Origin of the sequence: Rosenbergiella australiborealis, assembly GCF_018494035.1 — a bacterium.
GTDB classification, from domain to species: domain Bacteria; phylum Pseudomonadota; class Gammaproteobacteria; order Enterobacterales; family Enterobacteriaceae; genus Rosenbergiella; species Rosenbergiella australiborealis.
Window position 1 is genome coordinate 36,665 of the sequence record NZ_JABBFO010000010.1, and the last position, 24,604, is coordinate 61,268.

The window sequence follows — 24,604 nt, forward strand, 5'->3', positions numbered from 1 at the left end:
GAGCAAGCACTGAACCATGCGTGCACGCGAATTAAATCCCTTAAGCAAGGTAACTACATAAATGGCTAAACATCTTTTCACCTCAGAATCCGTTTCAGAAGGGCATCCCGATAAAATCGCCGATCAAATCTCTGACGCAGTATTAGATGCGATCCTAGAGCAAGATCCTAAAGCACGTGTTGCGTGTGAAACTTACGTTAAAACCGGTATGGTTTTAGTGGGGGGTGAGATTACAACCTCTGCCTGGGTTGATATTGAAGAAATAGCTCGTAAGACCGTGCGTGATATTGGTTACGTTCACTCAGATATGGGATTCGATGCAAATTCCTGTGCAGTCCTGAATGCCATTGGTAAACAATCTCCAGACATCAACCAAGGTGTTGACCGTCAAGACCCGTTAGATCAAGGTGCCGGTGACCAAGGTTTAATGTTTGGTTACGCGACAAATGAAACCGATGTCCTGATGCCTGCGCCAGTAACTTACGCGCACCGTTTAGTTCAACGTCAATCAGAAGTGCGTAAAGATGGCACCTTACCTTGGTTACGCCCTGATGCGAAAAGCCAAGTTACATTCCAATACGATGATGGCAAAATCGTTGGCATTGATGCGGTTGTCTTATCAACACAACACGCTGAGCAAATCGGTCAAAAAGAGCTTCAAGAAGCTGTAATGGAAACCATTATTAAGCCTGTGCTGCCGACTGAGTGGCTGACTGCCAATACCAAATATTTTATTAACCCAACAGGGCGCTTTGTCATCGGCGGTCCAATGGGCGATTGTGGATTAACAGGTCGTAAAATTATTGTCGATACTTACGGCGGCATGGCTCGTCACGGTGGTGGCGCATTTTCTGGTAAAGATCCTTCAAAAGTTGACCGTTCAGCGGCTTATGCGGCGCGTTACGTGGCAAAGAATATTGTTGCTGCTGGTCTGGCTGATCGCTGTGAAATTCAAGTTTCCTACGCAATTGGCGTAGCGGAACCTACGTCAATTATGGTGGAAACCTTTGGAACTGAAAAGCTGCCTACCGAGCAGTTAACACTGTTAGTACGTGAGTTCTTTGACTTACGCCCTTATGGTCTGATCCAAATGTTAGATCTGTTACACCCTATTTATCGTGAAACAGCCGCCTACGGCCACTTTGGTCGTGAGCACTTCCCTTGGGAAAAAACAGATAAAGCTGAAGCCCTTCGCGATGCTGCAAATTTAAAATAGTCCTTTCGTTAAGGGCGGCGAATAGCCGCCCTTTCTTATTGTTTGCTCCCACTCCCTGCCCCTCCCTTTCTCTTTTTTACCACTCAGTGGAAACGTTTACACTAAGTTCTATCTGCCTAGGTAACAACTATTTCATCAATCGACGAAAAAGATATGATTAAAAGTAGGATAACCGCTATATATAAAGGCTATTTGTATGTAGTTACGTCAATTTTCAGCTAAAGAGAGCCAAAGTCAGTTTGTGATCGATATTTAATGATTTTCAAATGTAATCGATTACATCGTTGTGATCTGGCTCACTGATCGTTGATCGGTAATTACGTAGAATCATAACGATAAGAAATTTAACATCGGAGGCATTCATGCCTGTAAATAACTCAAGACGCAGAACATCAAATAAGATGATGACGTTTTTCGTCTGCTTTCTCGCAGCACTCGCAGGGCTATTATTTGGTTTAGATATCGGGGTTATCGCAGGAGCTCTCCCCTTCATCGCTAAAGCATTCAATGTCACCCCTCATCAACAAGAGTGGATAGTCAGCTCTATGATGTTCGGGGCTGCGATTGGCGCTATCGGCAGTGGCTGGATGTCCTCCTCCCTTGGCCGTAAAAAAAGTTTAATGGCAGGCGCTGTTCTGTTTGTCATTGGCTCACTCTGGTCGGCCTTGGCGACTTCTCCAGAAATGTTGATTACTGCTCGCGTGCTTTTAGGCTTGGCCGTCGGTATCGCTTCTTATACCGCCCCACTCTATCTTTCTGAAATTGCGCCGGAGAAAATCCGTGGCAGCATGATTTCGCTCTATCAACTGATGATTACTATCGGGATTCTAGGTGCCTACCTTTCGGATACGGCATTGAGCTACAGTGGCAATTGGCGTTTGATGCTAGGTGTGATCACTATCCCTGCGGCGCTGCTGCTGGTCGGTGTTATTTTCTTACCGAATAGCCCACGTTGGTTGGCCGCGAAAGGCCAGTTTTATGATGCCAAAAAGGTACTTGATCGTCTGCGTGATACCAGTGAACAAGCTAAGCGGGAACTCGATGAGATTCGTGAGAGCCTGAAAATCAAACAAACTGGCTGGGCATTATTTAAAGAAAATAGTCACTTTCGTCGTGCGGTCTATCTCGGTGTGTTACTGCAAGTTGTTCAGCAGTTTACCGGTATGAACGTCATTATGTATTATGCCCCGAAGATTTTTGAGATTGCGGGTTTCGCAAATACCACGCAACAAATGTGGGGAACGGTCATCGTTGGCCTGGTTAATGTCCTCGCTACCTTTATTGCCATTGGATTGGTTGACCGTTGGGGACGTAAACCTACATTAATTCTAGGCTTTATCGTGATGGCTGCGGGAATGGGTGTATTAGGCACAATGATACATGTCGGCGTTCAATCTGCCGGTGCCCAATACTTTGCTATCGCTATGTTATTAATGTTTATTATCGGCTTCGCGATGAGTGCAGGTCCATTGATTTGGGTGCTTTGTTCTGAAATCCAACCGTTAAAAGGTCGCGATTTTGGGATTACCGTCTCCACGGCAACCAACTGGATTGCAAATATGATTGTTGGCGCAACCTTCTTAACCTTGTTAAACAGTTTAGGGAATGCGGGCACTTTCTGGTTATATGGCGCGTTAAACGTTATCTTCATCGTTTTAACCATTTGCTTAATTCCAGAAACCAAGAACGTTTCCCTTGAGCACATTGAAAGAAACCTGATGTTAGGTAAAAAATTGAAAGATATAGGTTCACGCGATTAATCGATAAAGGGGTGACTGGTTCACCCCTTGTTTTATGTTAAGCTTAGCCTATGAAAACACCCTCTCGCCTCCCTATTGCCTTGCAACAAGCACTCCACCGTTCGCTCCGCCACTATTTGACGCTTGCCGCTCCGCTTTTTGAAACGCCTATAGAAGTACCGACGATTAGTTGGCAACAGCGAGGCACGACAGCCGGTAGTGCTTGGCTTAATGAGTGGCAAATCCGGCTTAATCCTGTGCTGGCTTTAGAAAATCAACTCGCTTTTGCCGAACAGGTCATTCCCCATGAGCTCGCGCACCTTCTGGTGTGGAAAAAGTTCGGCCGAGTCGCTCCCCACGGCCGTGAATGGCGCTGGATGATGGAAGAGGTTTTCGGTGTCAACGCTGAACGCACCCATAGCTTTGCGACCACCTCCGTGGCAGGAAAAACTTTCGCCTATCATTGCCAGTGTCAGCAGCACTTCCTTACTTTGCGTCGCCATAATCGCGTGCTGCGAAAAGAAACTCAGTACCGCTGCCGCCGTTGCGGTCAGCCGCTCCAGATCAGTGAATGCTCTGAGCCTTGATAAGGGGCAAAGAGTCTGACTTTTCCTCCGCCTTCTTGCGTAAGAATAAGGTATGATAGCCTTTTGATGTCACTCGAATTTATTTAATTGAATATGCCCCTCAAAATTAGTGTTTTAGCCTTGATTGTCTTCTCATCTCAGACTCTCGCAAACGTCTACCAGCAAAATAACTTTCAAGCGGCTAAGCGCGCTGCGGTCGAGATTAACCAAGGTGCTCCCGAGTTTTATTGTGGTTGTCGTATTCAATGGCAAGGTAAAAAAGGGATCCCAGACTTAGCTTCCTGTGGTTATCAACCTCGAAAAAGTGTGGAGCGTGCATCACGCATTGAATGGGAACATGTTGTCCCCGCTTGGGTGTTTGGCCACCAACGCCAATGTTGGCAGCATGGGGGAAGAAAAAATTGTCAGCAGGACAGCGAGTACCGTCGTATTGAAGCCGATTTGCATAATCTTGAACCGGCTATTGGAGAGGTCAATGGTGACCGGAATAACTTTGCGTACAGCCAATGGAATGGTAAACCTTTCCAGTATGGGGCTTGTGAAATGATTAACGATTTTAAGGCCAAGTTGACGCAACCGGCAGAACGCGCCCGCGGCCCCATTGCGCGTATCACCCTGTATATGCGTGATCGTTACCATCTTTCTTTATCACGCCAACAAACCCAACTGTTTATGGCGTGGAATAAGATGTATCCCGTTACAGCGTGGGAGTGTCAACGAGATCAACGTATCGCGCAACGCCAAGGCAACGTTAACCCTTGGGTGGCGGAACAGTGCCCTTCAACCACGCACTGAGTCGCTTATAATTACTCCTATCGATGTTCAACCTATAAGGTATAGTGTTGAAGGTTATCCATTTTTTTTATTATTAAGAGATTAGGCCATGCGCATTCCTCGCATATATCATCCTGAAGCACTTCATAGCCATCAACGTCTTCAACTCTCTGAAGATGCGGCCAATCATGTTGGTCGCGTATTACGAATGGCCGTCGGGCAACAAATTTTACTGTTTGATGGTAGCAACCATACTTTTCTCGCTGACATTGTGGAAGCCAGTAAAAAACAGGTAACGGTAGAAACCTCTGTCGGTGAACTTGATGACCGCGAATCCCCCCTTGATATTCATTTAGGGCAGGTACTATCACGCGGTGAAAAAATGGAATTCACCATCCAAAAATCTATCGAATTGGGCGTGAACACGATTACGCCTTTGATCTCAGAGCGTTGTGGTGTAAAACTGGATAACGAGCGGCTTGAAAAGAAACTCTTACAATGGCAAAAAATTGCTATTGCAGCTTGTGAGCAGTGTGGGCGTAACCGTATTCCAGAAATCCGTCCGGTGATGACATTAACTGAATGGCTTGCTGAGCCCAGTGATGCACTAAAACTGAACTTACACCCGCGTGCTTCGCAAAGTATCAATCGCCTGACTCTCCCAATCACCAAAGTTCGCTTACTGATTGGTCCTGAAGGCGGCTTATCGGCAGCAGAGATCGCGCAAGCCAGTGCGGATAATTTTACGGATATTCTGCTTGGGCCACGTGTGTTGCGCACGGAAACTACCGCCTTAACGGCCATTACTGCATTACAGGTAAGATTTGGCGATTTGGGTTAACTTTACTTGCCTGGCATCTTCAGTGAAATGATCCGGTGATCCGCTGATATACTGATTTCATTGCTTGCTATCACTAAATATTTTGAAGAGGTTAGGAATGATTAAGCTGGGTATTGTGATGGATCCGATTGCGACCATCAACATCAAGAAAGACAGCAGTTTTGCTATGTTATTGGAAGCTCAGCGACGGGGTTATGAAATCCACTATATGGAGATGGGCGATCTATCTCTGCGAAAAGGGGTCGCTTCGGCACGAACACGCGGCTTAACCGTTACGCAAAATAGCGAAAACTGGTTTACCTTTACCAGTGAGCAGACGCTCCCTCTCGCTGATCTTGATGTGATCCTGATGCGTAAGGATCCCCCTTTTGACACTGAATTTGTCTATGCCACCTATCTTTTAGAGAGAGCAGAAGAGCAAGGCACTTTAATTGTGAACAAACCGCAAAGTTTACGCGATTGTAATGAGAAACTGTTCACCGCTTGGTTTGCCGACTTGACCCCAGATACCTTAGTGACGCGTAACCGTGAAACCTTGCATAAATTTTGGCAAGAACATGGCGACATCATCATGAAACCTCTTGATGGTATGGGCGGTGCCTCTATCTTTCGCGTCAAACACGACGACCCTAACTTCTCTGTGATTTGGGAAACCCTAACTCAGCAGGGAACCCAATTTTGTATGGCACAAAACTTTATTCCTGAAATAAAGCAGGGTGATAAACGCGTATTAGTCGTTGATGGTGAACCTGTTCCTTACTGTTTAGCACGGATCCCTAAGTCAGGGGAAACACGCGGCAACTTAGCCGCTGGTGGACGTGGTGAACCACGCCCATTAACAGAGAGTGACTGGGCCATTGCACGTAAGGTCGCCCCTACCCTCAAAGCAAAGGGACTAATTTTTGTTGGGCTAGATATTATTGGCGACAAATTAACGGAAATAAACGTGACCAGTCCTACCTGTATTCGGGAAATTGAAGCTGAATTTCCGGTATCAATTACTGGTATGCTGATGGATGCTATAGAAAAACGCTTGGCCACAGCATAATTTTCCACCCTTTCGGGTCGCTGTGATGTGACCCGAAACTTAACGATTCGAGACGTTATGAATTTACAGCACCATTTTCTCATCGCCATGCCCACGCTAGAAGACCCATTATTTAAGCGCTCTGTGGTTTACATTTGTGAACACAACGATGAAGGTGCCATGGGAATTATCATTAATAAGCCTCTAGAAAATATCAATGTCGAAGGCGTATTAGTAAAACTTGATATTGAGCTTTCTGGCGATGACTCACCGCGTCACCTTGGACAACCCGTATTTACCGGCGGCCCAATGGCTGAGGACCGAGGCTTTATTCTTCATTCGATGCCGCAGAAATACGCGTCAAGCATTGAAGTTTCCCCAGAAACAGTGGTGACCACCTCGAAAGATGTTCTCGAAGCCCTAACCGCTCATGACCATCCTGAACATGTGTTAGTCGCATTGGGCTATTGTGCTTGGGAACAGCAGCAGTTAGAGAATGAAATTTTAGAGAACGCTTGGCTGACGGTTCCCGCCAGTAGCGATATTCTGTTCCATTTACCGGCGTCTGAGCGTTGGGCTGCCGCGGCGGCTAAACTTGGGATTAATATTCATATGATTGCCAGTGAAGCAGGACATAGTTAATGAGTAATCATACAATTATTGCCTTCGATTTCGGGACTCGCAGTATTGGTGTTGCGGTCGGCCAAACCTTAACGGCGACGGCTTCACCGCTTTCAGCCGTCAAGGCGAATGAAGGTATCCCTGACTGGAGCCTGATTGAGAAAATTATCACTGAATGGCAGCCCGATTATTTAGTCGTTGGTTTACCGCTCAATATGGATGGCAGTGAGCAAGAGTTGACGCAACGAGCCAGAAAATTTGCCAATCGTTTACATGGCCGTCTGGGAAAAAAAGTTGAGCTTCAAGATGAACGTTTAAGCACGACAGAAGCCCGCGCTCGCCTCTTCGAGAAAGGGGGATTTAAGTCGTTAACCAAAGGGCGTGTTGACTCACAATCTGCCGTGATCATTTTAGAAAGTTGGTTTGAAAATCTCTATTCGTAACAGTTTCTACAGGGTCTGTGTGCGGCGTTAGATGCCGTGCTATGGATTGACGAAATGAGACCATACCCTCTTGGTTCGCCTGCTCTAGTTGTCCAGGGATCTGATGAAACTTTCCTTCCCGAATCAGACTCGCCATTGCCGTGGTATTGAGTAACAGTTCAAACACCACATTTACCTGTTCTGCCTCATACCATAATTGTTGTGCCAGCACGGCACTCAATATTTGTGCGAGTTGATGGCGTGTGGTGTCTCGCTCAGCAGGAGAAAAGGCCTCAACCAGTCGCTGTAATGCATGCATGGTGTCGGTACTATGAAGGGTTGCCAGAACAAGATGGCCAGTTTCTGCTGCGCTTAGCGCTAACTGGATGGTTTTTTTATCTCGTAGCTCGCCAATCACAATAATATCGGGGTCTTGACGTAATGCCGCGATAATTCCGCTGTTCAGATCACTAAGATGATCGCCAATCTCGCGCTGTTGGATTAAACAGCCATGATTGGTATGACAAAATTCGATCGGGTCTTCAAGCATAATGATATGGCGTTGACAGTGCCGATTTAGGTAATCGATAAGCGTCGTTAATGTTGTCGTTTTGCCAGAACCTGTAGCCCCCGTGACGAGAAACAATCCCTTATCAGCCATAATGCGCGTCAGTAAGGATGAGGGCAGTTTTACGCGTTCAACCGCAATAACTTGAGATTGCAGTAAGCGTAGTGATAAAGAGAGTCCCTGCCGCTGTGTAAAAAGCGATGCCCTAAGGCGAATATTCTCGCCGCAAGAGAAAGCAAAGTCGCAGTGCCCCAACCTCTTCAACTGTTGTCGTAGAGCGGGCGTTAGCCTTTGAGCGCTAAAGGCTTGAAACCAGGCCTCTGTCAGTTTCTCGGTATGAGGGATGGTGTTAATGCTGTTTTGAATACGCCAACGGGGAAATTCTCCGCAGCACAGGTGTAGATCACTCGCGTTATGTTTTACACTAAGCGCAACTAATTCTGTTAACTCCATAGTGGTTCCCAGTTATGACATCCATTTCGTTAAACTTACGCTCAGTGGAACAACGAATCGCGGGTATTGCCACGCAATGTGGGCGAGCGCCTCAAGAAATAACGTTACTTGCGGTGAGCAAAACTAAACCTGAGAGCGACATCACCGCAGCCTATGAAGCGGGACAACGCTGCTTTGGTGAAAATTATGTGCAGGAGGGGGTCAGCAAAATAGCGGCTCTCTCCCACTTGGCCGATATTGACTGGCACTTTATTGGCCCATTGCAGTCAAATAAAAGCCGTTTGGTGGCGGAAAACTTTGCTTGGTGTCATACCATTGATCGTTTAAAGCTAGCACAGCGCCTCAGCGCGCAGCGCCCTGAACATTTGCCGCCATTAAATGTGTTAATTCAAATTAATATCAGCGATGAGTCCAGTAAGTCGGGGATCCGTGAAGAAGCACTCAATGCGTTAGCGGCAGAGATAAGCCAACTCCCCCGTCTAACACTGCGTGGGATCATGGCGATCCCGGCTCCTGAACCCGATCACAGACAACAACTTATTGTCTGCCAACGTATGGCGGCGCTTTATCATTCTTTGGCCAATGATTATCCACAGGTTGATACGCTTTCGCTGGGAATGAGTGACGATCTCGATGCGGCGATAACCGCAGGCAGTACCCTTGTACGAGTGGGTAGCGCGATATTTGGTGCCCGTCAGTACCCTTCTTCATCTTCATAAGCTAAGGAAAATTATGTATACCTTGACGTTTTTGGTCAAAACTTTTATCGAGCTCTACGTGCTCGTCTTACTGTTACGCATTTGGATGCAATGGGCGCGTTGTGATTTTTATAATCCTCTCGCGCAATTTGTCGTTAAACTCACACAACCGATTATTGCACCGCTTCGTCGTGTGATTCCGGCAATCGGCCCGATCGACAGTGCATCACTTCTGCTCGCGTTCGTCTTAACCGCCCTGAAATATCCACTGCTGGTGGCTATTAACAATGGCGGATTTTCGCTTTCCTTCGGTCTACTGCTCATCGGCGTACTATCGCTGTGTAAAGCCGCCGGTAATTTAGTGTTTTGGGTGATTTTGATTCGCTCGATCATGAGCTGGGTAAGCCAAGGTCGCAGCCCTGTCGATTATGTTCTGTATCAACTTACCGAACCCCTAATGTCACCGATTAGACGCTGGTTACCCGCGATGGGAGGGATCGACTTCTCAGCCATGATCGTTATCCTTATTCTGTACGCGTTAAATTATCTTGGTATGGATCTGTTCCCTAACTTATGGATGTGGTTATAAATGATGGCAAATCACTGTTCTGCACAAAAGGTTGTGTTGGCGACCGGGAACGCCGGTAAAGTTAATGAACTGGCCGATTTACTCGCTGATAGGGGATTAACCATCATCGCCCAAACAGAATTGGGCGTTGGTTCCGTCGAGGAGACCGACCTGACCTTCATTGAAAATGCCTTAATCAAAGCCCGTCACGCGGCTCGGATCACCGGCCTTCCTGCCATTGCTGATGACTCAGGGTTGGCTGTGGATGCATTACAAGGGGCTCCGGGTATCTATTCCGCTCGTTATGCCGGAGAAGGGGCAACAGATGGTGACAATCTTGCCAAGCTGCTTGAGGCAATGAAAACGGTGCCCGATGGCCAGCGCCAAGCCGCTTTTCACTGTGTTTTAGTCTACTTAGCGCATGCTGATGACCCAACACCCATAGTCTGTTATGGACGTTGGCCCGGCGTAATTGCTCGCGAGCCACGTGGCAACGGTGGCTTTGGCTACGATCCTATCTTTTATGTGCCAGAGCATCAAAAAAGTGCAGCCGAAATGACTAAAGCTGAAAAATCTGCAGTGTCACATCGAGGCCAAGCCTTAAAGCAACTCATGGAAGCATTACGTAATGGCTAACCCTTTGCCAACGTTAAGTTTATATATTCATATCCCGTGGTGTGTACAAAAGTGCCCCTATTGTGATTTTAATTCCCATGCGTTGAAAGGTGAAGTTCCTCATCAAGAGTATGTCGAACATCTGCTTAATGATTTGGAGGATAGCCTGCATCTGGTTCAAGGACGGCAGTTAGCAACGATCTTCATTGGTGGTGGAACGCCGAGCCTTCTCAGTAGCCAAGCCATGCACCAGCTGATGGCGGGAGTTCGCCAACGTATTCCTCTCTCGGCCCAATGTGAAATTACGATGGAGGCCAATCCCGGTACCGTTGAGGCAGAACGTTTCAGTGCCTACCAACAAGCAGGGATTAACCGTATATCTATTGGGGTACAGAGTTTCGAGGCAGCAAAGTTAACGAGACTGGGTAGGATCCACGGGCCTGAAGAAGCCGTACGTGCCGCGCATTTGGCGACAGAGTTGGGATTACGGAGTTTTAACCTTGATCTGATGCATGGACTGCCCGATCAGAGTATTGAGCAAGCCTTGGACGATTTACGTCAAGCTATTGCCCTTAATCCCCCTCACCTCTCTTGGTATCAGCTCACCATCGAACCGAATACCCTGTTTGCCTCGCGTCCACCACAATTACCTGACGATGATGATTTGTGGGATATTTTCGAGCAAGGCGATCAATTACTGCGAGCAGCGGGTTACGAGCAATATGAAACGTCGGCTTATGCTAAACCGGGTTATCGTTGCGAGCATAATCTGAACTACTGGCGATTTGGCGATTATCTCGGTATTGGTTGCGGAGCTCACGGCAAAATAACCCTTGCTGATGGCAATATTCTGCGAACGGTGAAAACGCGTCATCCAAAAGGCTATATGCGCGGGGAGTATCTCGATCGTCAATTTATGGTCGCTGACGACGATAAAGCCTTCGAGTTTTTTATGAATCGTTTCCGATTATTAGAAGCCTGTCCTCGAGAGGAGTTTTCACGCCTCACCGGTTTGTCAGAACAGCAGGTACGTCCGGCTCTTGATAAGGCTATTAAGGCGGGTTATCTCGACGAAACTGCCGAGCACTGGCAGATTACATCAAAAGGAAAACTGTTCTTAAATTCATTACTCGAAGCATTCTTACCTGACAACGATTAACACCGTTTTATCGGCAATGCCCCCAACGACACATCTGGCCTTTGGGGGCATTTAATTAATAACGAAAATAACTTCGTTGCGCTTTATCCACTTTGTATAAGTAGCGGCGCGATTCAGCGGCTGGATGATTACGAACCAAAATTCGATAAACTTCACCCGGTGGCATGGCGTTTATGATCTCAATCGCCTTATCTTTATTATTAGAAAAAACTCTTAATACACTGCCAGCACCGCCGTTGTAGGCCGTGATCACCGCATAACGCCGAGATTCCGGATCAGTAATACCCGCCAAGTAGTTATTTTGCAGAATAGAGAGATAAGCCGTTCCGGCATCAATATTATTTTCAGGATCGAGCAAATAACTGCGACTGGGTTTGCCCCACTTGCCCTTCATTTTAAAGACATCCACCCCGGCAGTATGTTGGACAACCTGCATTAATCCTAACGCATCTGAGTTACTCACTGCATAGGGGTTAAAACTTGATTCGGTCTGCATAATTGCCAAGATTAACGAGACATCAACACCATAGAGATCGGAGGCTTGTCGTACCATAGGTAAATAGCGGTGCGCACGTTGATTTAGGTGGTTAGGTACCATTGGAATGGTGACAGACCAAATAACATGAATACCCGAGACCCGACGATGTAATTTATATCTGAGAAGGTAATCAGCAAAGCTACCGGCACGCCCTTTCCAGCGTATCGGTTGACCTGTATTGTCTAATACCTGACCATAAAGTAAGGGCTCTTTACTCAAATTAATGTCGTTGGCATCTGAGTAGAGATCAACATTCCCCGGATTTTCACCAATTAATAAGGTTGTGATAATCGCATCACGTAAGCTGCCTACAGGGTCGGAGGAAGAGACCGATTCAATGGTAATTTTACCGCTTTCAAAGTTGATATGGCTACGCGTGTAATAATTATCACTATATTTTACATAGTCTTTAGGCCCGGCAATCAGAACTTCATTTATCCCCCAGATGTTTTCGATATTATGGGCAAATTGTCCCATAAGAATGTCAAAACCATTCGTATCTTTAACCCAATCTTCATGATAAACGCTTTTTTTATCGCCAGAACATGAGACGAGCAATGGCGCGATGAGTATGAGAGGAAGCAATTTTTTCATAAGGTGAAGTTCTGGCTGCTTAGCATAATGTGGTCGATGTTATTCAGTTTGACTGTGCAGGAGGCGTATAACCGTCAATGTGAACCTCTTTTCCCTCAAACAGGAAATTCACCATTTCTTGCTCGATAATTTTACGATGTTCAGGATTCATCATATTTAACTTTTGCTCGTTGATAAGCATAGTTTGTTTTGCCATCCATTGTTGCCAAGCGGGCTTTGAGATTTCTTGAAAGATACGTTTTCCTATCTCGCCGGGATACAATTGAAAATCTTGGCCTTCAGCGTCTTGTTGTAGAAATGTGCAGAAAATGGTACGGCTCATAGGTCAATCCTGTTATTGATTATTCGCCATGGCTAGCTCATGGCTTAACTCATGCAATATACGTTGAACGGGTGCCGCTAATCCGACGGATTGCGGCAGGGTTAAGTTATACCAGAGAGTAACAGATTCCTCCATTAAAGCCGTGAAAGTTGGCTTATCAATCAGTACCGGAATAATCTGTAAATGAAAATGGCTAAACGTATGTTTAAAACTGGTCAAAGGCTGTAATTGGCCTTTAATCCCCTGTTGTTCTAGCCATTGCACCATCTCTGTTTGTGTAGCAAACTGGGGGAAACTATACAGCCCACCCCAAATACCGGCCCCCGGTCTCTTCTCAAGCAAAACGCGGTTTTCTTGCTTCAATAACAATAGCCAAGCTTCGCGGGTTGGAAGATCTTTTTTGGGTTTTTTTCCCGGATAATCTTGCCAACGTTGTTGTGCCGAGGCGATACAGCCCTCGTTTAAGGGACAAAGTTGACATTTCGGCCGAGAACGCGTGCAGACCATCGCCCCTAAATCCATCATCGCTTGGTTGAAGGCCGCCACTTCTTCGCTCGGTGTGACCGACTCACTTAAGGCCCATAATTTATTTTCAACCTCACGCTGCCCCGGCCAGCCCTCAACGGCATAATAGCGGGCAAGCACTCGCTTTACATTGCCGTCCAAGATAGGGTGATGTTGCCCTAATGATAGCGAGAGTATTGCCCCCGCAGTCGAGCGCCCAATACCGGGCAACGCAACGACCTGCTCGAACGTTTCAGGAAATATCCCCTGATGTTCACTCATCACTTGGCAGGCTGCTTTATGAAGATTCCTCGCCCGCGCGTAGTAACCTAGCCCAGTCCATAAATGAAGAACATGATCGATGGGGGCGGCACTTAGTGCGGCGACCGTTGGATATTGTGCCAGAAAACGTTCAAAATAAGGGATAACCGTGGCAACCTGTGTCTGTTGAAGCATAACTTCAGACAACCACACCTTATAGGGCGTTTTTTCTTGCTGCCACGGCAGCGTTTTTCGTCCAAACTGGTGATACCATGTCAGCACGAGGCTTGAAAAAGAAGTTCCGGTAGTGGTTTTTGACATCGTTTATATAGAATTTGCGAAGAGAGAAGTCCAAATTGCAGCATAGACCCAGCATTAAGTAAACCACTGCTTGGTAAACGCTTGCTTATCAGGCTTAACTTTGCATAATCCCCGTTTAAAATTGAAAAACTCGCAGGCTTATTATGATTAATGACGTCATTACACCAGAATTTGATGAGAATGGGCGTCCATTACGCCGAATAAGAAGTTTTGTTCGACGCCAAGGCCGCCTTACTAAAGGGCAACAACAAGCCTTGGACGAGCTCTGGCCGATCAATGGTATTGAATACTCCGCAGAACCGATGGATTTTGCGCTTATTTTTGGGCGGGAAGCACCATTAGTATTAGAGATCGGTTTTGGTATGGGTGCATCGTTAGTCGAAATGGCAAAAGCCAATCCACATCAGAACTTTCTGGGTATTGAAGTGCATGCACCCGGTGTCGGTGCCTGTTTAGCGAGCGCTCACGAAGCGGGTGTGACGAACTTACGGGTTATGTGTCACGATGCGGTGGAAGTGCTTGAAAAAATGATCCCCGATAATTCGTTACGTTTAACCCAACTGTTTTTCCCTGATCCTTGGCACAAAGCTCGCCATAATAAACGTCGTATCGTCCAAGTCCCTTTTGCTGAGTTAATTCTTCGCAAGCTGAAACTGGGTGGCGTCTTTCATATGGCAACTGATTGGGAAAATTATGCAGAACATATGTTGGAAGTGATGCAGTCTATTCCAGGCTATATCAATCAAGCGCCTGACGGACTCTATGTTCCACGGCCTGATTCACGTCCGCTCACTAAGTTTGAACAACGGGGTCACCGTTTAGGGCATGGTGTGTGGGATTTAATGTTTGAGAGGATTAAATAATGGCTGTTAACCGTAGTCGTCGTTTACGTAAAAAATTACATATTGATGAGTTTCAAGAATTTGGCTTTTCCGTTGCTTGGTCATTTCCGGCAGGTAGCGATACCGCAACCATTGATCAAACGGTTGATGATTTCATCCGTGAAGTGATCGAACCACAAGGCCTTGCCTATGATGGGAGTGGGTATTTGCAGTGGGAAGGATTGGTATGTTTGCAAAAAACCGGAAAATGTACCGATGAACATCGTGCCGCGGTAAAACAGTGGCTGACCCAAAAAGGGTTAGAGAATGTTCAAGTTACGGAACTGTTTGATGTTTGGTGGGACTAAGTTAGGATAGTCCCCAGACGGATAGTCATCAAAGGATTATCCGTCAATTTTTCCCTTCTGGAGAATCTCCATGTTACGCAAGATCCTATTAGCTACTTTACTAGTCTCGGCAGTACAGGCTCATGCCGCCTACCAATGTGACTCAATTCCTAAAGACGATATTACCGTTTCACCTCAAAGCGTGGCGATCACGGGAAGTGATGGCAATATGACCATTACCCCAACTGGCGATATCACCTTTAACGGTAGTGCGCGGCAACCTTCTGCCACTGTGCGTCAACAAGCCATTGCTTATCAAGCAGCTGTTCGTAAAGACATGCCGTGGATCAATCAAGGCGCTCATCAACGCCTCGATCAAGCTAAAATAGCATTAGATCGTATTATTACCGAAAAATTAGGCGCGGACAGTGGGATCCACAAACGCTTGAATAGTTTGGATGTTCAGTTAAAGGAACAATTTTCCCGTGTGCTTTCGCAAGATAATGGCGTGATGACCTATCACCATAGCGCGATCGATAGCGTGCATCAAAACAGTGAAAAATTGGTACAAAATGCGATGGGTGGCGTACTGCAAGATAGTCTCAATGAGATGGGTAATATGAAAAATCTCAGTAGTACGAGTAATCCATTGCAAGCGCTGATGGGGAATCTTGGTGGGTTACAACAAGCCGTTCAACAAGAATGGAAACAACACGAAGATGATTTCCAACAATTTGGCCAACAAGTTTGTCAACGTGTCACGCTGCTAGAAACACAGCGTCATGCGCTCTACAAGGCGGTAAAATAATCGATGAGGCTCGTTCTGAGCCTCTTTATCTTGATAATCGCGAATGGGGGTAACACGTCATGATGTTGCAAGCAATTTGGCTCACTCACTCAACGGGCTCTCCCATCTCGGCAAGCACAGAGATTGAAGCGTCTGCACTGACGCATTTTCCGGTCACGGTTCGTGTCCTTTATTCATCATTGAATTACAAGGACGCGCTGGCTATTTGCGGTAAAGCTCCCGTAATACGTCAATTTCCACTGGTTCCAGGGATCGATATGGTGGGAGAAGTGATAGCCAGCCAACTCCCGAACTGGGCTGTCGGCCAGCAAGTCGTAGTCACTGGCTGGGGAATTGGTGAGCAGTATCATGGCGGATTAGCCGAAATTTTTTATGCCAAACCCGAATGGTTGATGGAGCTTCCCCCACAATTATCTGCTATCGATGCGGCGGTCATTGGTACCGCAGGGCTCACGGCAATGCTTGCGGTACTGCAACTTGAGCAACAAGGGATCACTCCCGAACGTGGCCCAATCGCTGTCAGTGGTGCCAGCGGTGGAGTGGGCAGCTTTAGTACTTGGATTCTAGCGAAGCTCGGCTATGAGGTTGTGGCGATTACCGGTGATTGTCAGGCAACCGAGTATTTGGTGGAGACATTAGGAGCCACCTCGCTATCCCCGCGCGCTGAATTTTCTGAGCCGGGAAAAAAATTACTCGCTGAACGCTGGGCCGGGGCGATCGATTGCGTGGGAAGTCACACGCTCGCGAATCTGCTTGCCGCAACACAACGCAATGGATGTGTTATCAGTTGTGGTATGGCACAAGGACTGACATTAGATACCAGTGTTGCGCCTTTTATTCTGCGCAGTGTTCGCTTAGTAGGCGTAGACAGTGTCTACTGTGAAACTGCACAGCGCCAAGCTGCTTGGCAGCGTTTTAGTACATTACTCAGCGAAGAAGCACTGCCTATTCCCTACCAAACTATCGACCTTGATCAGGTTATAGAAAGCGCCGAAAAGCTGTTGGAAGGGAATAACCGTGGACGTACTATTGTTGCGTTGGCTAAGCCCTACTCTTTACCGTGCCAGTAGGCCACCGCCCTGACTAATTCCGGTGAACAGCCGCGTTGTTGAATAAAATAGTCACTTAAGTTTTTAACCGCTTTACCTTCCCCGGTTACCCAAACAAAGTAATCGTCTGTTGGGAAAGATAACGATTCGGTCAGCGTGATAACTTGCTCAATATTGGCTGAGTCGATCATATCCCCTTCAATACAGTGTAACTCGTGTCCGCCCAGTAATTCCCCTAAATAGGCGTCGATTACATGGCGGTCAGCAAATGCAATAAGTTTTATATGATTGGCGCTGACTGTACTCAGTCTTCGTTTCATGGCGGGTAAGCCAGTCTCGTCAAAAATATAAAGCTGTTCTGCATAGTCGCCAGGAATAACAAGCGATCCGCGAGGGCCAGCGATGGTGAGTAAGTCCCCCACCGCGACGTGTTCAGCCCATTCACTGGCAAGCCCTTTTTCATGACGATAAAAATCAATCGTCAAAGAGCCTTTTCCATCAAACGCTAAGGGGGTGTAATCTCGTGACTCAGGGCGTTGATTTTCAGGCCAAACAATCCCTTCTTCACTGATGGTGGGGAGTATCGGCGCGCGTTGTCCCGTCTCAGGAAAAAACAATTTAATGTGATCATCACTGCCTGGGGAATCAAAGCCTGCCAGCGCCTCTGACTGAAAAGTAACCCGCCAGAATTGACCCGCCACCTGTTGTTTATCACTGACCGTTAACGTCCGAAATTTCAGTTCATTACGTACACGATGGGGTATTTTTTTCCCCGAACTTAAGGTGTTAGACATAGGTTCTCCTGATTAATTATGAGGTAAGTTTACTGCTGGATCCCGAACATTAATAGTAATAATTCTTATTATCATGTTACTAAGATTTATCTCGATTTACACAACCCACTTAGCATAGGAACGCCGATGCCCCAACGCCAACGCTATAGTGTAAATAAAATGTGTCTCGGGGATCTCCGCTCAGGACAGGCTAACAACTCTTGATTGACTATACTTAATGAATTCACCAATGGGTGATCCTGCCCATATGTTAAGGAGGCGATGAGCTATGTCGCGACAATCAAAAGAACAATTCACTGAAAATAATGGCAGTGTTTACGACGATGGTCATCATGATACACCGCAAGAACTTGGTTGGTTGAGCAATGACGATAACCATGAACCAGAGCCTGAGTATATTGCGGGGATGCCTTCGGCAGATGCCCTGACACCGTCTGATCGCTACTTAGAATTATTTGAAGATGTACAAAGCCAATACATTTTCGAGGACAGTAAAACCTTTGCTGATTGCGCACCCAAATACGATCCTGTCGATATCCTTATTCTGTATCGTAAGCTCACCCGCCGGTCACAAGATTTCTCCCTCCACCAATTTGTGAAAGATCACTTTCACTTACCCGAGGAGAGTCATAATTATGCACACGATGAGAATGAAAAGAGAACTCTCCGTCAGCATATTGATGCCCTGTGGCCCATTATGATTAGAGACCCGCAGAGTTATCACCCCAATACATCGTTACTTCCCTTACCGAAGCCTTATGTTGTACCGGGAGGACGTTTTACTGAGGTCTACTATTGGGATTCTTACTTTTCTATGCTGGGGTTGGCAGAAAGTGGAAACCTCGATCTGATCAAAAATATGACAGATAACTTTGCATGGTTAATTGAGAAATATGGGCATATCCCTAACGGTAATAGAACTTACTATCTTAGTCGGTCACAACCGCCTGTGTTTGCGTTAATGGTCGAATTATGTGAATCCGTCAATATTGTCGGCTCTGAGCAGTACCTGCCCTACCTTATCTCTGAATATCACTATTGGATGGATGGATCAGGATCATTAAATGCCCATCAGGCTTTTCGGCATGTGGTAAAGATGTCTGATGGATCAATGCTTAATCGTTACTGGGATGACCGCGATACACCACGCGATGAATCGTGGCGCGAAGATATTGAAACGGCATCCTCTTCTAACAGACCGGCAAAAGAAGTTTTTCGTGATTTACGGGCTGGCGCTGCTTCCGGCTGGGATTACTCTTCCCGCTGGCTACGAGATCCTACCCGACTCGCCAGTATCCGAACTACGCAATATATACCTATCGATCTCAATGCCTTGCTCTATAAACTGGAGGTTACTATTGCAACCCTCGCCGAGAAAGCAGGGGAAACGTTAACGGCACGCGCCTGGGAGAAAAAAGCGAAAGAGAGACTGACTGCGATCAATCGATGGTTATGGGATGAAGAGAATGGCGTTTTCCGTGACTATGATTGGTGTAGACAGCAGTTTGGGTTGTTCAGTGCCGCAGCACCGGTCACCTTATTTACCGGGCTCGCTACGCCCGAGCAAGCTGCACGTATCGCGCAGCAAATTAATGAGCAGCTTCTTGCCCCCGGTGGACTTCTCACAACAACTATTGAGAGCGGTGAACAATGGGACAAACCTAATGCCTGGGCCCCTCTACAATGGATGGCTATTCAGGGATTAAAAAAATATGGGCACTTCGATCTCGCAGAAGAAATTGCGATTCGCTGGCTGACGACCGTTAATAAAGTATTTAAAGAAAATCATAAGTTAGTCGAAAAATATAATGTGATGAATGAGTCCAACGCACACGGCGGTGGCGGTGAATACCCACTACAAGATGGATTTGGTTGGACTAACGGTGTGACGCGATGCCTGATCAGTGAGTATGGTCATCTGCTCAACAAATAAAAAAAGCCTCCTGATGGAGGCTTGATCAGAAAAACGGAGAAGCGGGAGCTTAGTTAGTGCTATCAGAAACTGATTTTTTTGCACTGGCCGCGGCATCTTTTGTTTTTTGCCATGCGCTGCTCGCACCTTGCTTAGTGCTATCTACGCCCTTAGAAGTCACTTCTTTGGTTTTATTCCAGCCTTGGGTTGTGCCTTCTTTGGTTTTGTTCCAGCCTTTAGTCGCGCCTTCTTTAGTCTTGTTCCAGCGGTGCTCAGCATTTTCCTTCGCTTTAGTGGTGTTGCTGTTGTCACCCTGTAGGCGATGTTTCGCCTTGTTAACATTTTCATTGAGACGATTTTTAGACTCAGTCGTCGCTTCAGAAGCACGATCTTGCGCTTTTTGAGATGTCTCAGACGCACGATTTTGTAGCTGCTGAGTTTTCTCCTGTAGCTGCTCAGTAGGCGTTGGCGTGGTGTCAGCAAAAGCATGAGAAGCCAAAAACGTCATTGAAAGGGCAGCAGCAGTAAGTGTCTTTTTCATCTTATTCAATCCTTGTAAGTAGTAATACCTGTTAAAAACATAGCAACCAAATTAAAAACTGACAAGTAATTAGGTTTAAAACGGAATATTCTTATCCACCTTCCCTGTCCAAGGGACCGATGACTCGCTTATTGAACATAATTATTAATAGAAACATTAATAAAAAAATGCAAAGTATTTATTTAAAAAACTCATAAAAATAATGCTTAACAACTAGGAAATTAACTTATAAAAAGAATAATATATGAAACAATCCTATTTTAAGAGTTTTTTAAATTTGCATATGGAAGATAGAGAGAAAGCCTGACATAATCGACACAATCTAATTTAAAATTAAGAGGAAAAGCTCGCTACATTAATAATTCATTGCTAATAAAACAACCTACACTTAACTTTAACCGTGATGATTATGGTGTTATATGAATAACAAGGAATACGTTCGTTCTATAGCTATCATTGATACGTGCAATTTCACTAAGATTGCAATTGAATCAGTCTGCCAGCAAATTTCTAATAAAATATTAGTATTACGTTTTAATTCAGTACAAGAACTAATTCAACACCCTCAACGCTCTCAGGTCGATCTCGTGTTCTATGATACGCTAACGACTAATAGTATTATTATTGATCCCGAATTAGACATAAGAAAAATTAGAGATAATATTAATGGTGTAAAAATTTGTATCTTCTCAATACTCCATCAATTTATGTCAATAAAAAGCGCAGATTATGAAATTGATAAAAGATTATCATTAGAGGACTTCAATTTTTTTACTCGTATACTCTGCCAAGATGATGGTGAAAGATGTAAGAGAAACTACAGTGTCGTTTTTTACGATAGAATCAACTTATCTAAAGAGCAAGTCTCTTTACTACGTGGTTATCTATTGAACCTCAACACCAAAGATATTGCCGATATTTTGCAATGTAACCTACGAAAAGTCTATTTCTATCGTGAAGGTACACTAAGAAAAGGAAAAAATAGACCTAGTTTTTATAAGGATATTGGGAGACTCATCAATCCTTAATGCGCTAAAGGCTACGTTATATTAAAAGCGGAGCCTTTAGCGTTTTATACTAATATCTACTGGCCTTAACGTGGTGACTTAATAAACCAGCGTAAAGAGTTAGAATATAACTGAGGGGATTTTATCACCTTCCCCTCTTCAACCAATTGTAAAAGTAAACTCCGTGTCACATAGATGCTTGAATCGCAGCGATCTGAAATATCTCGTGTTTTTGGCCAGAAATCCAAATCGGGTAACTGTCCCTTCTGTATCATCGAATGAGTATATTTTTCACAAAGTTCAGACACAGCATTTAATACTTCATCTTTTTTAGTCATTTGATATCTCCATTATCATTAAATAACTATTTAAATATATAACTTTTCATTAGCGTGGATATTTTCTCTTCAACCTTTATGCAAAAAAGATAGCTAATACACCAAGAAAAGAGTAAAGATAAAAAAAACAGATTAAATCTAGCATTAAAAGAATCGAATACCTGCTCTCCAAATGTTAGCTTTGAAAGCTCTATTAGTGAAAAGATTACTGCCATATGCAGTAAATAAATGGAATAAGATATCCTCGCTGTGAACGAAATAAAATTAGGGACGGATATTTTATCTATATCAAATATTTTTATACAGTATATAAAAAAAATGAGTGCAGGGATAAGCATCAGTCCTATATGCATATCATCAGTGAAATTAATTAACCTCCACTCTACAATTATTGATAAAAATGAAATCAACATTAACAAAATAAAAATAATATGTTTAGTTCGTGTGAGTAAAAGTATTAAAGAATCATAATAAAAGGCAAGAAAATAGCCTATTATAAACTCCACAATAATGGGATTAGTGGAGAAGTTAAACCACGCAATTATATTCCCATTAACCTGTAACCCTAGAGTTTTAAAACAGTATTTAATAGAAATAATAGCCATTAAAATAACAATAACGACTAATTGTCTATATCTATTGAAAAACAGACTCAATGAAACTATTAGGTAAAAAAAAACTCGTAGTTCAATGTCCATCCCACATCTACAACAGGTGAACCATAGACGGGACTGCCTGAATCAGATTGAGGAAAAAAAAGTAGACTTTTAACCAACACTGAAAAATCAGGATAAGTTGAAAATAAAGTTTTTTGAGTTATTACGTAACCTATAGTGATAATAAAGTAGGCAGGATAAATGCGTATCAGTCTTGACAAAATGTATTTTAGTAAACTAGATAAAGACCCTTTTATTTTTCTTGTAGTATGGCATGCTAAAAAACCACTGATAATAAAAAAAATATCAACGCCAATATAACCTTTACGTAAAATTGTCGACTCTAAGGGATGCACAAACCAACTGTAGTGATAGAGAACGACTGCGATTACCGCAAAACCTCTCAGAAAGGCTACCGCTGATAGGGTTGTTCTATCATTCATTTTTAAATCTACCTTATATCTAATAGAGGGTTCCCCCTCTATTAGAACTTTATCAAAACGTAAAATTAAGACCTGCTACATAATAGGCATCAGAAAGACCATTTTTTAATTTAGGGAAATCTACCGTTGTATAAGCCTGAGTTCTATTATTAATATTAAATGCCGCACCTAATTTAATATTAACATTAGAACTTTCACTATTTTTTATTTCTGTACTGAATTTTGTATCCGTCGTTTTAAGACTAGCTTTTATTGCACTCTGTTTTGTATACAAGGGATGTAAATAGTTAATTTCCAAGAAAGGATTAAACCTATTTTTCTTCCAAGAGAAATGCCATCCTGTCGATAAATAACTGTCTGAGAAACGGTGACGGCTAAACATCATTGAACTGCTTGTAGACGTTTTTTCAGTAAACCCGTTAATTTTACCCTTTCTATAAAGCACAGAAGCATGAGGGCCATGAGAGATATTATTGTTTAACAAAAAGTCATAACCTGCGTTAATCGAACCACTAAAATGGTTCCCCTTGGTCGTCGAACGTTCTGCCCTTAATGCTTTACCCAAAGGAATAATACGTTTCACCTCATCAAATTTAATATCCCCCATACTAACTTGTGTCGATAACCAACTTTGACCCAATAACAATTGAGCAAAAACAGACATGGTTTTATTCATAAACCGAGTATGGAGATAGGGACTCAATCGAGAACGATTCGCTTGGCCTACGCTCAATGCCCCGCCTACACTGAGCGCGTTATTTGCTTGAATAATAATGCCAATGTTACTTTGCCCTCGTGATTGATTCCTGGTCGAAGAAGAAAAAAGAGACTGTCCTTGGTAGCCGCCAAAGAGTTGGTAAGGACGACTGTTAACCTTATTTTGGCGAAAAAGACTAAGCTGAGACATCAAAAAGCTATTTTGCCCCAACATCAGTGCGCGCACAGGTTCAGCCAGCTGACTAACCATCATTGGTGCATTAACAAGCGCAGTAATGTATTGAGCAATGATGGCATGTGCTTCAGGACTTGGATGGAACCAATCAGAAAAAAGATAGGTTTGATCATTGTGCCATGTAGGGTGCGATGGATCACAGAACGGCGCCCCCACACCAATTTGACAGGTAGGAACTAAAATATTATCAAACCCATAAGTAGTCGGATGGTCGATCATTTCTTGAAACAAGCTATAACTATCTATATAGGCAATATTTCCAGTTAATGATGAGAGGCTCGATTCCAAATCGTGATTAAACTGAACGGTAAGACGGTTCTCCATAGAGAGTAACGTTCGATAGACATTGGCAATAACTTGGTGTGGAAACTGTAGACCGTAGTTATTAAGCACTTTTGATAAAGAGTTAATAATCGCCTCTTGACGCTGTTCTTCACCATATACGTTACCTTCTTGTCGTAACGATTGATCTTGGATCTTGTACAGGCTAGGTAGGTCAAGGAGATTACCGCCGAGTAACATTTGTGAAAATCCGAATAGCGCTGTTGCCGTCCAAGGACTTAATCCTGCATTAGGTAAATTAGGAACCACAACAAGTCCAGCCCCCTTATCAAGCAACGTACCGACTTGCCTTGCCACAGCCACCGGTGCATCAGAGAGTTGGTAATTTACCCCATCGTTAAAGAGATTTTTGAAATTAAGGGTTAATAAACTCATTTCCACGTCAGCGGTGATATCGTTTGCACCGGCCCAAAATAAATAGAGATCATCTTTATTCGCTTTTCCATTATTTCTATTCAAATATTCATTGATTTGATTCTCAGTTTTATAAATTAGAAGAGGTGTTTTACTTGCTGTCGCACCTGATAAAGAGTAATTATTCCCCCCTTCAGTACTAACAGTAAGATATTTATTTGTATAATTGAGTGAGATTATTTCATTATAGAGCAGGGAGTTATCACCCGATATATATCTCGTTTTAGAGTTCAAAAAATCTAATGCACCACCATCACTTAAACTATCACCAAAACTTACCACATTTTCAAAAGCACATACTGATGTATTGAAAAATGATAGGAATATCAGTGATGTAAATGATTTTTTCATT

26 protein-coding genes and 1 pseudogene are annotated in these 24,604 nt (G+C 44.4%); 18 read left to right on the top strand and 9 right to left on the bottom strand.

Annotation, left to right across the window (positions count from 1 at the left end; all coding sequences use genetic code 11):
- Window positions 1–61: 61 nt before the first annotated feature.
- The 8 genes from metK to ruvX all read left to right on the top strand — a co-directional run bounded on the left by metK (window position 62) and on the right by ruvX (window position 7,248).
- Window positions 62–1,216, top strand: a complete 1,155-nt coding sequence (gene metK, locus HGT73_RS10920; RefSeq protein WP_214214800.1) for a methionine adenosyltransferase — start codon at window positions 62–64, stop codon at window positions 1,214–1,216.
- A 362-nt stretch (window positions 1,217–1,578) separates the two neighbouring features.
- A complete protein-coding gene (locus tag HGT73_RS10925; protein WP_214214802.1) occupies window positions 1,579–2,976 on the top strand; it encodes a sugar porter family MFS transporter in 1,398 nt (465 codons plus the stop codon).
- 50 nt (window positions 2,977–3,026) lie between these two features.
- Window positions 3,027–3,542 (top strand): SprT family zinc-dependent metalloprotease, encoded by a 516-nt coding sequence (locus HGT73_RS10930; RefSeq protein WP_214214805.1) that lies wholly within the window; start codon window positions 3,027–3,029, stop codon window positions 3,540–3,542.
- A gap of 93 nt (window positions 3,543–3,635) precedes the next feature.
- Window positions 3,636–4,337, top strand: coding sequence for an endonuclease (locus tag HGT73_RS10935; protein ID WP_214214815.1), 702 nt, complete (start codon window positions 3,636–3,638; stop codon window positions 4,335–4,337).
- A gap of 88 nt (window positions 4,338–4,425) precedes the next feature.
- Complete coding sequence (rsmE, locus tag HGT73_RS10940) at window positions 4,426–5,157, top strand: 16S rRNA (uracil(1498)-N(3))-methyltransferase (RefSeq protein ID WP_214214830.1); 732 nt, start codon at window positions 4,426–4,428, stop codon at window positions 5,155–5,157.
- A 97-nt stretch (window positions 5,158–5,254) separates the two neighbouring features.
- Window positions 5,255–6,205 (top strand): glutathione synthase, encoded by a 951-nt coding sequence (gene gshB, locus HGT73_RS10945; RefSeq protein WP_214214832.1) that lies wholly within the window; start codon window positions 5,255–5,257, stop codon window positions 6,203–6,205.
- Window positions 6,206–6,262: 57 nt separating this feature from the next.
- Window positions 6,263–6,826, top strand: a complete 564-nt coding sequence (locus tag HGT73_RS10950) for a YqgE/AlgH family protein (RefSeq protein ID WP_214214833.1) — start codon at window positions 6,263–6,265, stop codon at window positions 6,824–6,826.
- Window positions 6,826–7,248, top strand: a complete 423-nt coding sequence (gene ruvX, locus HGT73_RS10955) for a Holliday junction resolvase RuvX (protein ID WP_214214834.1) — start codon at window positions 6,826–6,828, stop codon at window positions 7,246–7,248. Before HGT73_RS10950 ends, ruvX begins: the two co-directional genes overlap by 1 nt.
- Here ruvX and HGT73_RS10960 read toward each other — a convergent pair.
- Window positions 7,211–8,248 (bottom strand): type IV pilus twitching motility protein PilT, encoded by a 1,038-nt coding sequence (locus HGT73_RS10960; protein ID WP_214214836.1) that lies wholly within the window; start codon window positions 8,246–8,248, stop codon window positions 7,211–7,213. The genes ruvX and HGT73_RS10960 overlap by 38 nt on opposite strands.
- Window positions 8,249–8,262: 14 nt before the next feature.
- Here HGT73_RS10960 and HGT73_RS10965 point away from each other — a divergent pair, with 14 nt between their 5' ends.
- Genes HGT73_RS10965 through hemW form a run of 4 tightly spaced genes read left to right on the top strand, consistent with a single transcriptional unit; the run spans window position 8,263 to window position 11,288 of the window.
- Window positions 8,263–8,967, top strand: a complete 705-nt coding sequence (locus HGT73_RS10965) for a YggS family pyridoxal phosphate-dependent enzyme (RefSeq protein ID WP_214214837.1) — start codon at window positions 8,263–8,265, stop codon at window positions 8,965–8,967.
- 13 nt (window positions 8,968–8,980) lie between these two features.
- On the top strand, window positions 8,981–9,535 hold the full coding sequence (locus HGT73_RS10970) for a YggT family protein (protein WP_214214846.1): 555 nt from the start codon (window positions 8,981–8,983) through the stop codon (window positions 9,533–9,535).
- 3 nt (window positions 9,536–9,538) lie between these two features.
- Window positions 9,539–10,150: an RdgB/HAM1 family non-canonical purine NTP pyrophosphatase gene (gene rdgB / locus HGT73_RS10975; RefSeq protein ID WP_214215022.1), complete on the top strand. Its 612-nt coding sequence runs from the start codon at window positions 9,539–9,541 to the stop codon at window positions 10,148–10,150.
- Complete coding sequence (hemW, locus tag HGT73_RS10980; protein ID WP_214214860.1) at window positions 10,143–11,288, top strand: radical SAM family heme chaperone HemW; 1,146 nt, start codon at window positions 10,143–10,145, stop codon at window positions 11,286–11,288. The genes rdgB and hemW overlap by 8 nt, the downstream gene beginning before the upstream one ends.
- A gap of 55 nt (window positions 11,289–11,343) precedes the next feature.
- On the opposite strand, the gene mltC is transcribed toward hemW, so the two are convergent.
- Genes mltC through mutY form a run of 3 tightly spaced genes read right to left on the bottom strand, consistent with a single transcriptional unit; the run spans window position 11,344 to window position 13,828 of the window.
- Window positions 11,344–12,420 carry a membrane-bound lytic murein transglycosylase MltC gene (gene mltC, locus HGT73_RS10985; protein WP_214214862.1) on the bottom strand — a complete coding sequence of 359 codons (1,077 nt, stop codon included), beginning with the start codon at window positions 12,418–12,420 and terminating at the stop codon, window positions 11,344–11,346.
- A gap of 43 nt (window positions 12,421–12,463) precedes the next feature.
- Window positions 12,464–12,742: an oxidative damage protection protein gene (locus HGT73_RS10990; protein ID WP_214214865.1), complete on the bottom strand. Its 279-nt coding sequence runs from the start codon at window positions 12,740–12,742 to the stop codon at window positions 12,464–12,466.
- A gap of 12 nt (window positions 12,743–12,754) precedes the next feature.
- Window positions 12,755–13,828, bottom strand: a complete 1,074-nt coding sequence (gene mutY, locus HGT73_RS10995; protein ID WP_214214868.1) for an A/G-specific adenine glycosylase — start codon at window positions 13,826–13,828, stop codon at window positions 12,755–12,757.
- 143 nt (window positions 13,829–13,971) lie between these two features.
- Here mutY and trmB point away from each other — a divergent pair, with 143 nt between their 5' ends.
- From trmB to HGT73_RS11015, 4 genes are all read left to right on the top strand, one after another.
- Window positions 13,972–14,691 carry a tRNA (guanosine(46)-N7)-methyltransferase TrmB gene (gene trmB, locus HGT73_RS11000; RefSeq protein ID WP_214214870.1) on the top strand — a complete coding sequence of 240 codons (720 nt, stop codon included), beginning with the start codon at window positions 13,972–13,974 and terminating at the stop codon, window positions 14,689–14,691.
- On the top strand, window positions 14,691–15,017 hold the full coding sequence (locus HGT73_RS11005; protein ID WP_214214873.1) for a YggL family protein: 327 nt from the start codon (window positions 14,691–14,693) through the stop codon (window positions 15,015–15,017). The genes trmB and HGT73_RS11005 overlap by 1 nt, the downstream gene beginning before the upstream one ends.
- 70 nt (window positions 15,018–15,087) lie before the next feature.
- Entirely contained in the window at window positions 15,088–15,804 is a 717-nt protein-coding gene (locus tag HGT73_RS11010; protein ID WP_214214875.1) for a DUF2884 family protein, read from the top strand.
- 62 nt (window positions 15,805–15,866) lie between these two features.
- Window positions 15,867–16,874 (top strand): MDR family oxidoreductase, encoded by a 1,008-nt coding sequence (locus HGT73_RS11015; RefSeq protein ID WP_407073162.1) that lies wholly within the window; start codon window positions 15,867–15,869, stop codon window positions 16,872–16,874.
- Here HGT73_RS11015 and HGT73_RS11020 read toward each other — a convergent pair.
- Window positions 16,853–17,647 carry a siderophore-interacting protein gene (locus HGT73_RS11020; protein ID WP_214214881.1) on the bottom strand — a complete coding sequence of 265 codons (795 nt, stop codon included), beginning with the start codon at window positions 17,645–17,647 and terminating at the stop codon, window positions 16,853–16,855. The genes HGT73_RS11015 and HGT73_RS11020 overlap by 22 nt on opposite strands.
- Window positions 17,648–17,915: 268 nt before the next feature.
- Between HGT73_RS11020 and treF the strand changes: the two genes are divergently transcribed.
- Window positions 17,916–19,580 (top strand): alpha,alpha-trehalase TreF, encoded by a 1,665-nt coding sequence (gene treF, locus HGT73_RS11025; RefSeq protein ID WP_214214884.1) that lies wholly within the window; start codon window positions 17,916–17,918, stop codon window positions 19,578–19,580.
- A gap of 49 nt (window positions 19,581–19,629) precedes the next feature.
- On the opposite strand, the gene HGT73_RS15005 is transcribed toward treF, so the two are convergent.
- Window positions 19,630–20,100, bottom strand: coding sequence for a hypothetical protein (locus tag HGT73_RS15005; protein WP_214214885.1), 471 nt, complete (start codon window positions 20,098–20,100; stop codon window positions 19,630–19,632).
- A gap of 419 nt (window positions 20,101–20,519) precedes the next feature.
- Here HGT73_RS15005 and HGT73_RS11035 point away from each other — a divergent pair, with 419 nt between their 5' ends.
- Window positions 20,520–21,128: a hypothetical protein gene (locus HGT73_RS11035; protein ID WP_214214887.1), complete on the top strand. Its 609-nt coding sequence runs from the start codon at window positions 20,520–20,522 to the stop codon at window positions 21,126–21,128.
- A 65-nt stretch (window positions 21,129–21,193) separates the two neighbouring features.
- Here HGT73_RS11035 and HGT73_RS11040 read toward each other — a convergent pair whose 3' ends face one another.
- The 3 genes and pseudogenes from HGT73_RS11040 to HGT73_RS11050 all read right to left on the bottom strand — a co-directional run bounded on the left by HGT73_RS11040 (window position 21,194) and on the right by HGT73_RS11050 (window position 24,603).
- On the bottom strand, window positions 21,194–21,445 hold the full coding sequence (locus HGT73_RS11040; RefSeq protein WP_214214889.1) for a FaeA/PapI family transcriptional regulator: 252 nt from the start codon (window positions 21,443–21,445) through the stop codon (window positions 21,194–21,196).
- Between the two features lie 26 nt (window positions 21,446–21,471).
- A pseudogene (locus HGT73_RS15080) lies at window positions 21,472–22,544 on the bottom strand (acyltransferase family protein).
- A gap of 52 nt (window positions 22,545–22,596) precedes the next feature.
- Entirely contained in the window at window positions 22,597–24,603 is a 2,007-nt protein-coding gene (locus tag HGT73_RS11050) for an autotransporter domain-containing protein (RefSeq protein WP_214214894.1), read from the bottom strand.
- Window position 24,604: the final 1 nt, after the last annotated feature.

Excerpts from the sequence above, each read along its gene's own strand:
- rsmE (WP_214214830.1), top strand. The coding sequence starts at position 4,426 with ATGCGCATTCCTCGCATATATCATCCTGAAGCACTTCATAGCCATCAA.
- HGT73_RS11050 (WP_214214894.1), bottom strand. The coding sequence starts at position 24,603 with ATGAAAAAATCATTTACATCACTGATATTCCTATCATTTTTCAATACA.
- HGT73_RS11010 (WP_214214875.1), top strand. The coding sequence starts at position 15,088 with ATGTTACGCAAGATCCTATTAGCTACTTTACTAGTCTCGGCAGTACAG.
- hemW (WP_214214860.1), top strand. The coding sequence starts at position 10,143 with ATGGCTAACCCTTTGCCAACGTTAAGTTTATATATTCATATCCCGTGG.
- rdgB (WP_214215022.1), top strand. The coding sequence starts at position 9,539 with ATGGCAAATCACTGTTCTGCACAAAAGGTTGTGTTGGCGACCGGGAAC.
- mltC (WP_214214862.1), bottom strand. The coding sequence starts at position 12,420 with ATGAAAAAATTGCTTCCTCTCATACTCATCGCGCCATTGCTCGTCTCA.
- HGT73_RS10950 (WP_214214833.1), top strand. The coding sequence starts at position 6,263 with ATGAATTTACAGCACCATTTTCTCATCGCCATGCCCACGCTAGAAGAC.
- gshB (WP_214214832.1), top strand. The coding sequence starts at position 5,255 with ATGATTAAGCTGGGTATTGTGATGGATCCGATTGCGACCATCAACATC.
- metK (WP_214214800.1), top strand. The coding sequence starts at position 62 with ATGGCTAAACATCTTTTCACCTCAGAATCCGTTTCAGAAGGGCATCCC.
- HGT73_RS10925 (WP_214214802.1), top strand. The coding sequence starts at position 1,579 with ATGCCTGTAAATAACTCAAGACGCAGAACATCAAATAAGATGATGACG.
- HGT73_RS10960 (WP_214214836.1), bottom strand. The coding sequence starts at position 8,248 with ATGGAGTTAACAGAATTAGTTGCGCTTAGTGTAAAACATAACGCGAGT.
- HGT73_RS11005 (WP_214214873.1), top strand. The coding sequence starts at position 14,691 with ATGGCTGTTAACCGTAGTCGTCGTTTACGTAAAAAATTACATATTGAT.
- trmB (WP_214214870.1), top strand. The coding sequence starts at position 13,972 with ATGATTAATGACGTCATTACACCAGAATTTGATGAGAATGGGCGTCCA.
- HGT73_RS10965 (WP_214214837.1), top strand. The coding sequence starts at position 8,263 with ATGACATCCATTTCGTTAAACTTACGCTCAGTGGAACAACGAATCGCG.
- HGT73_RS11020 (WP_214214881.1), bottom strand. The coding sequence starts at position 17,647 with ATGTCTAACACCTTAAGTTCGGGGAAAAAAATACCCCATCGTGTACGT.
- HGT73_RS11040 (WP_214214889.1), bottom strand. The coding sequence starts at position 21,445 with ATGACTAAAAAAGATGAAGTATTAAATGCTGTGTCTGAACTTTGTGAA.
- treF (WP_214214884.1), top strand. The coding sequence starts at position 17,916 with ATGTCGCGACAATCAAAAGAACAATTCACTGAAAATAATGGCAGTGTT.
- ruvX (WP_214214834.1), top strand. The coding sequence starts at position 6,826 with ATGAGTAATCATACAATTATTGCCTTCGATTTCGGGACTCGCAGTATT.
- HGT73_RS10970 (WP_214214846.1), top strand. The coding sequence starts at position 8,981 with ATGTATACCTTGACGTTTTTGGTCAAAACTTTTATCGAGCTCTACGTG.
- HGT73_RS15005 (WP_214214885.1), bottom strand. The coding sequence starts at position 20,100 with ATGAAAAAGACACTTACTGCTGCTGCCCTTTCAATGACGTTTTTGGCT.
- HGT73_RS10990 (WP_214214865.1), bottom strand. The coding sequence starts at position 12,742 with ATGAGCCGTACCATTTTCTGCACATTTCTACAACAAGACGCTGAAGGC.
- HGT73_RS10930 (WP_214214805.1), top strand. The coding sequence starts at position 3,027 with ATGAAAACACCCTCTCGCCTCCCTATTGCCTTGCAACAAGCACTCCAC.
- HGT73_RS10935 (WP_214214815.1), top strand. The coding sequence starts at position 3,636 with ATGCCCCTCAAAATTAGTGTTTTAGCCTTGATTGTCTTCTCATCTCAG.
- HGT73_RS11035 (WP_214214887.1), top strand. The coding sequence starts at position 20,520 with ATGAATAACAAGGAATACGTTCGTTCTATAGCTATCATTGATACGTGC.
- HGT73_RS11015 (WP_407073162.1), top strand. The coding sequence starts at position 15,867 with ATGTTGCAAGCAATTTGGCTCACTCACTCAACGGGCTCTCCCATCTCG.
- mutY (WP_214214868.1), bottom strand. The coding sequence starts at position 13,828 with ATGTCAAAAACCACTACCGGAACTTCTTTTTCAAGCCTCGTGCTGACA.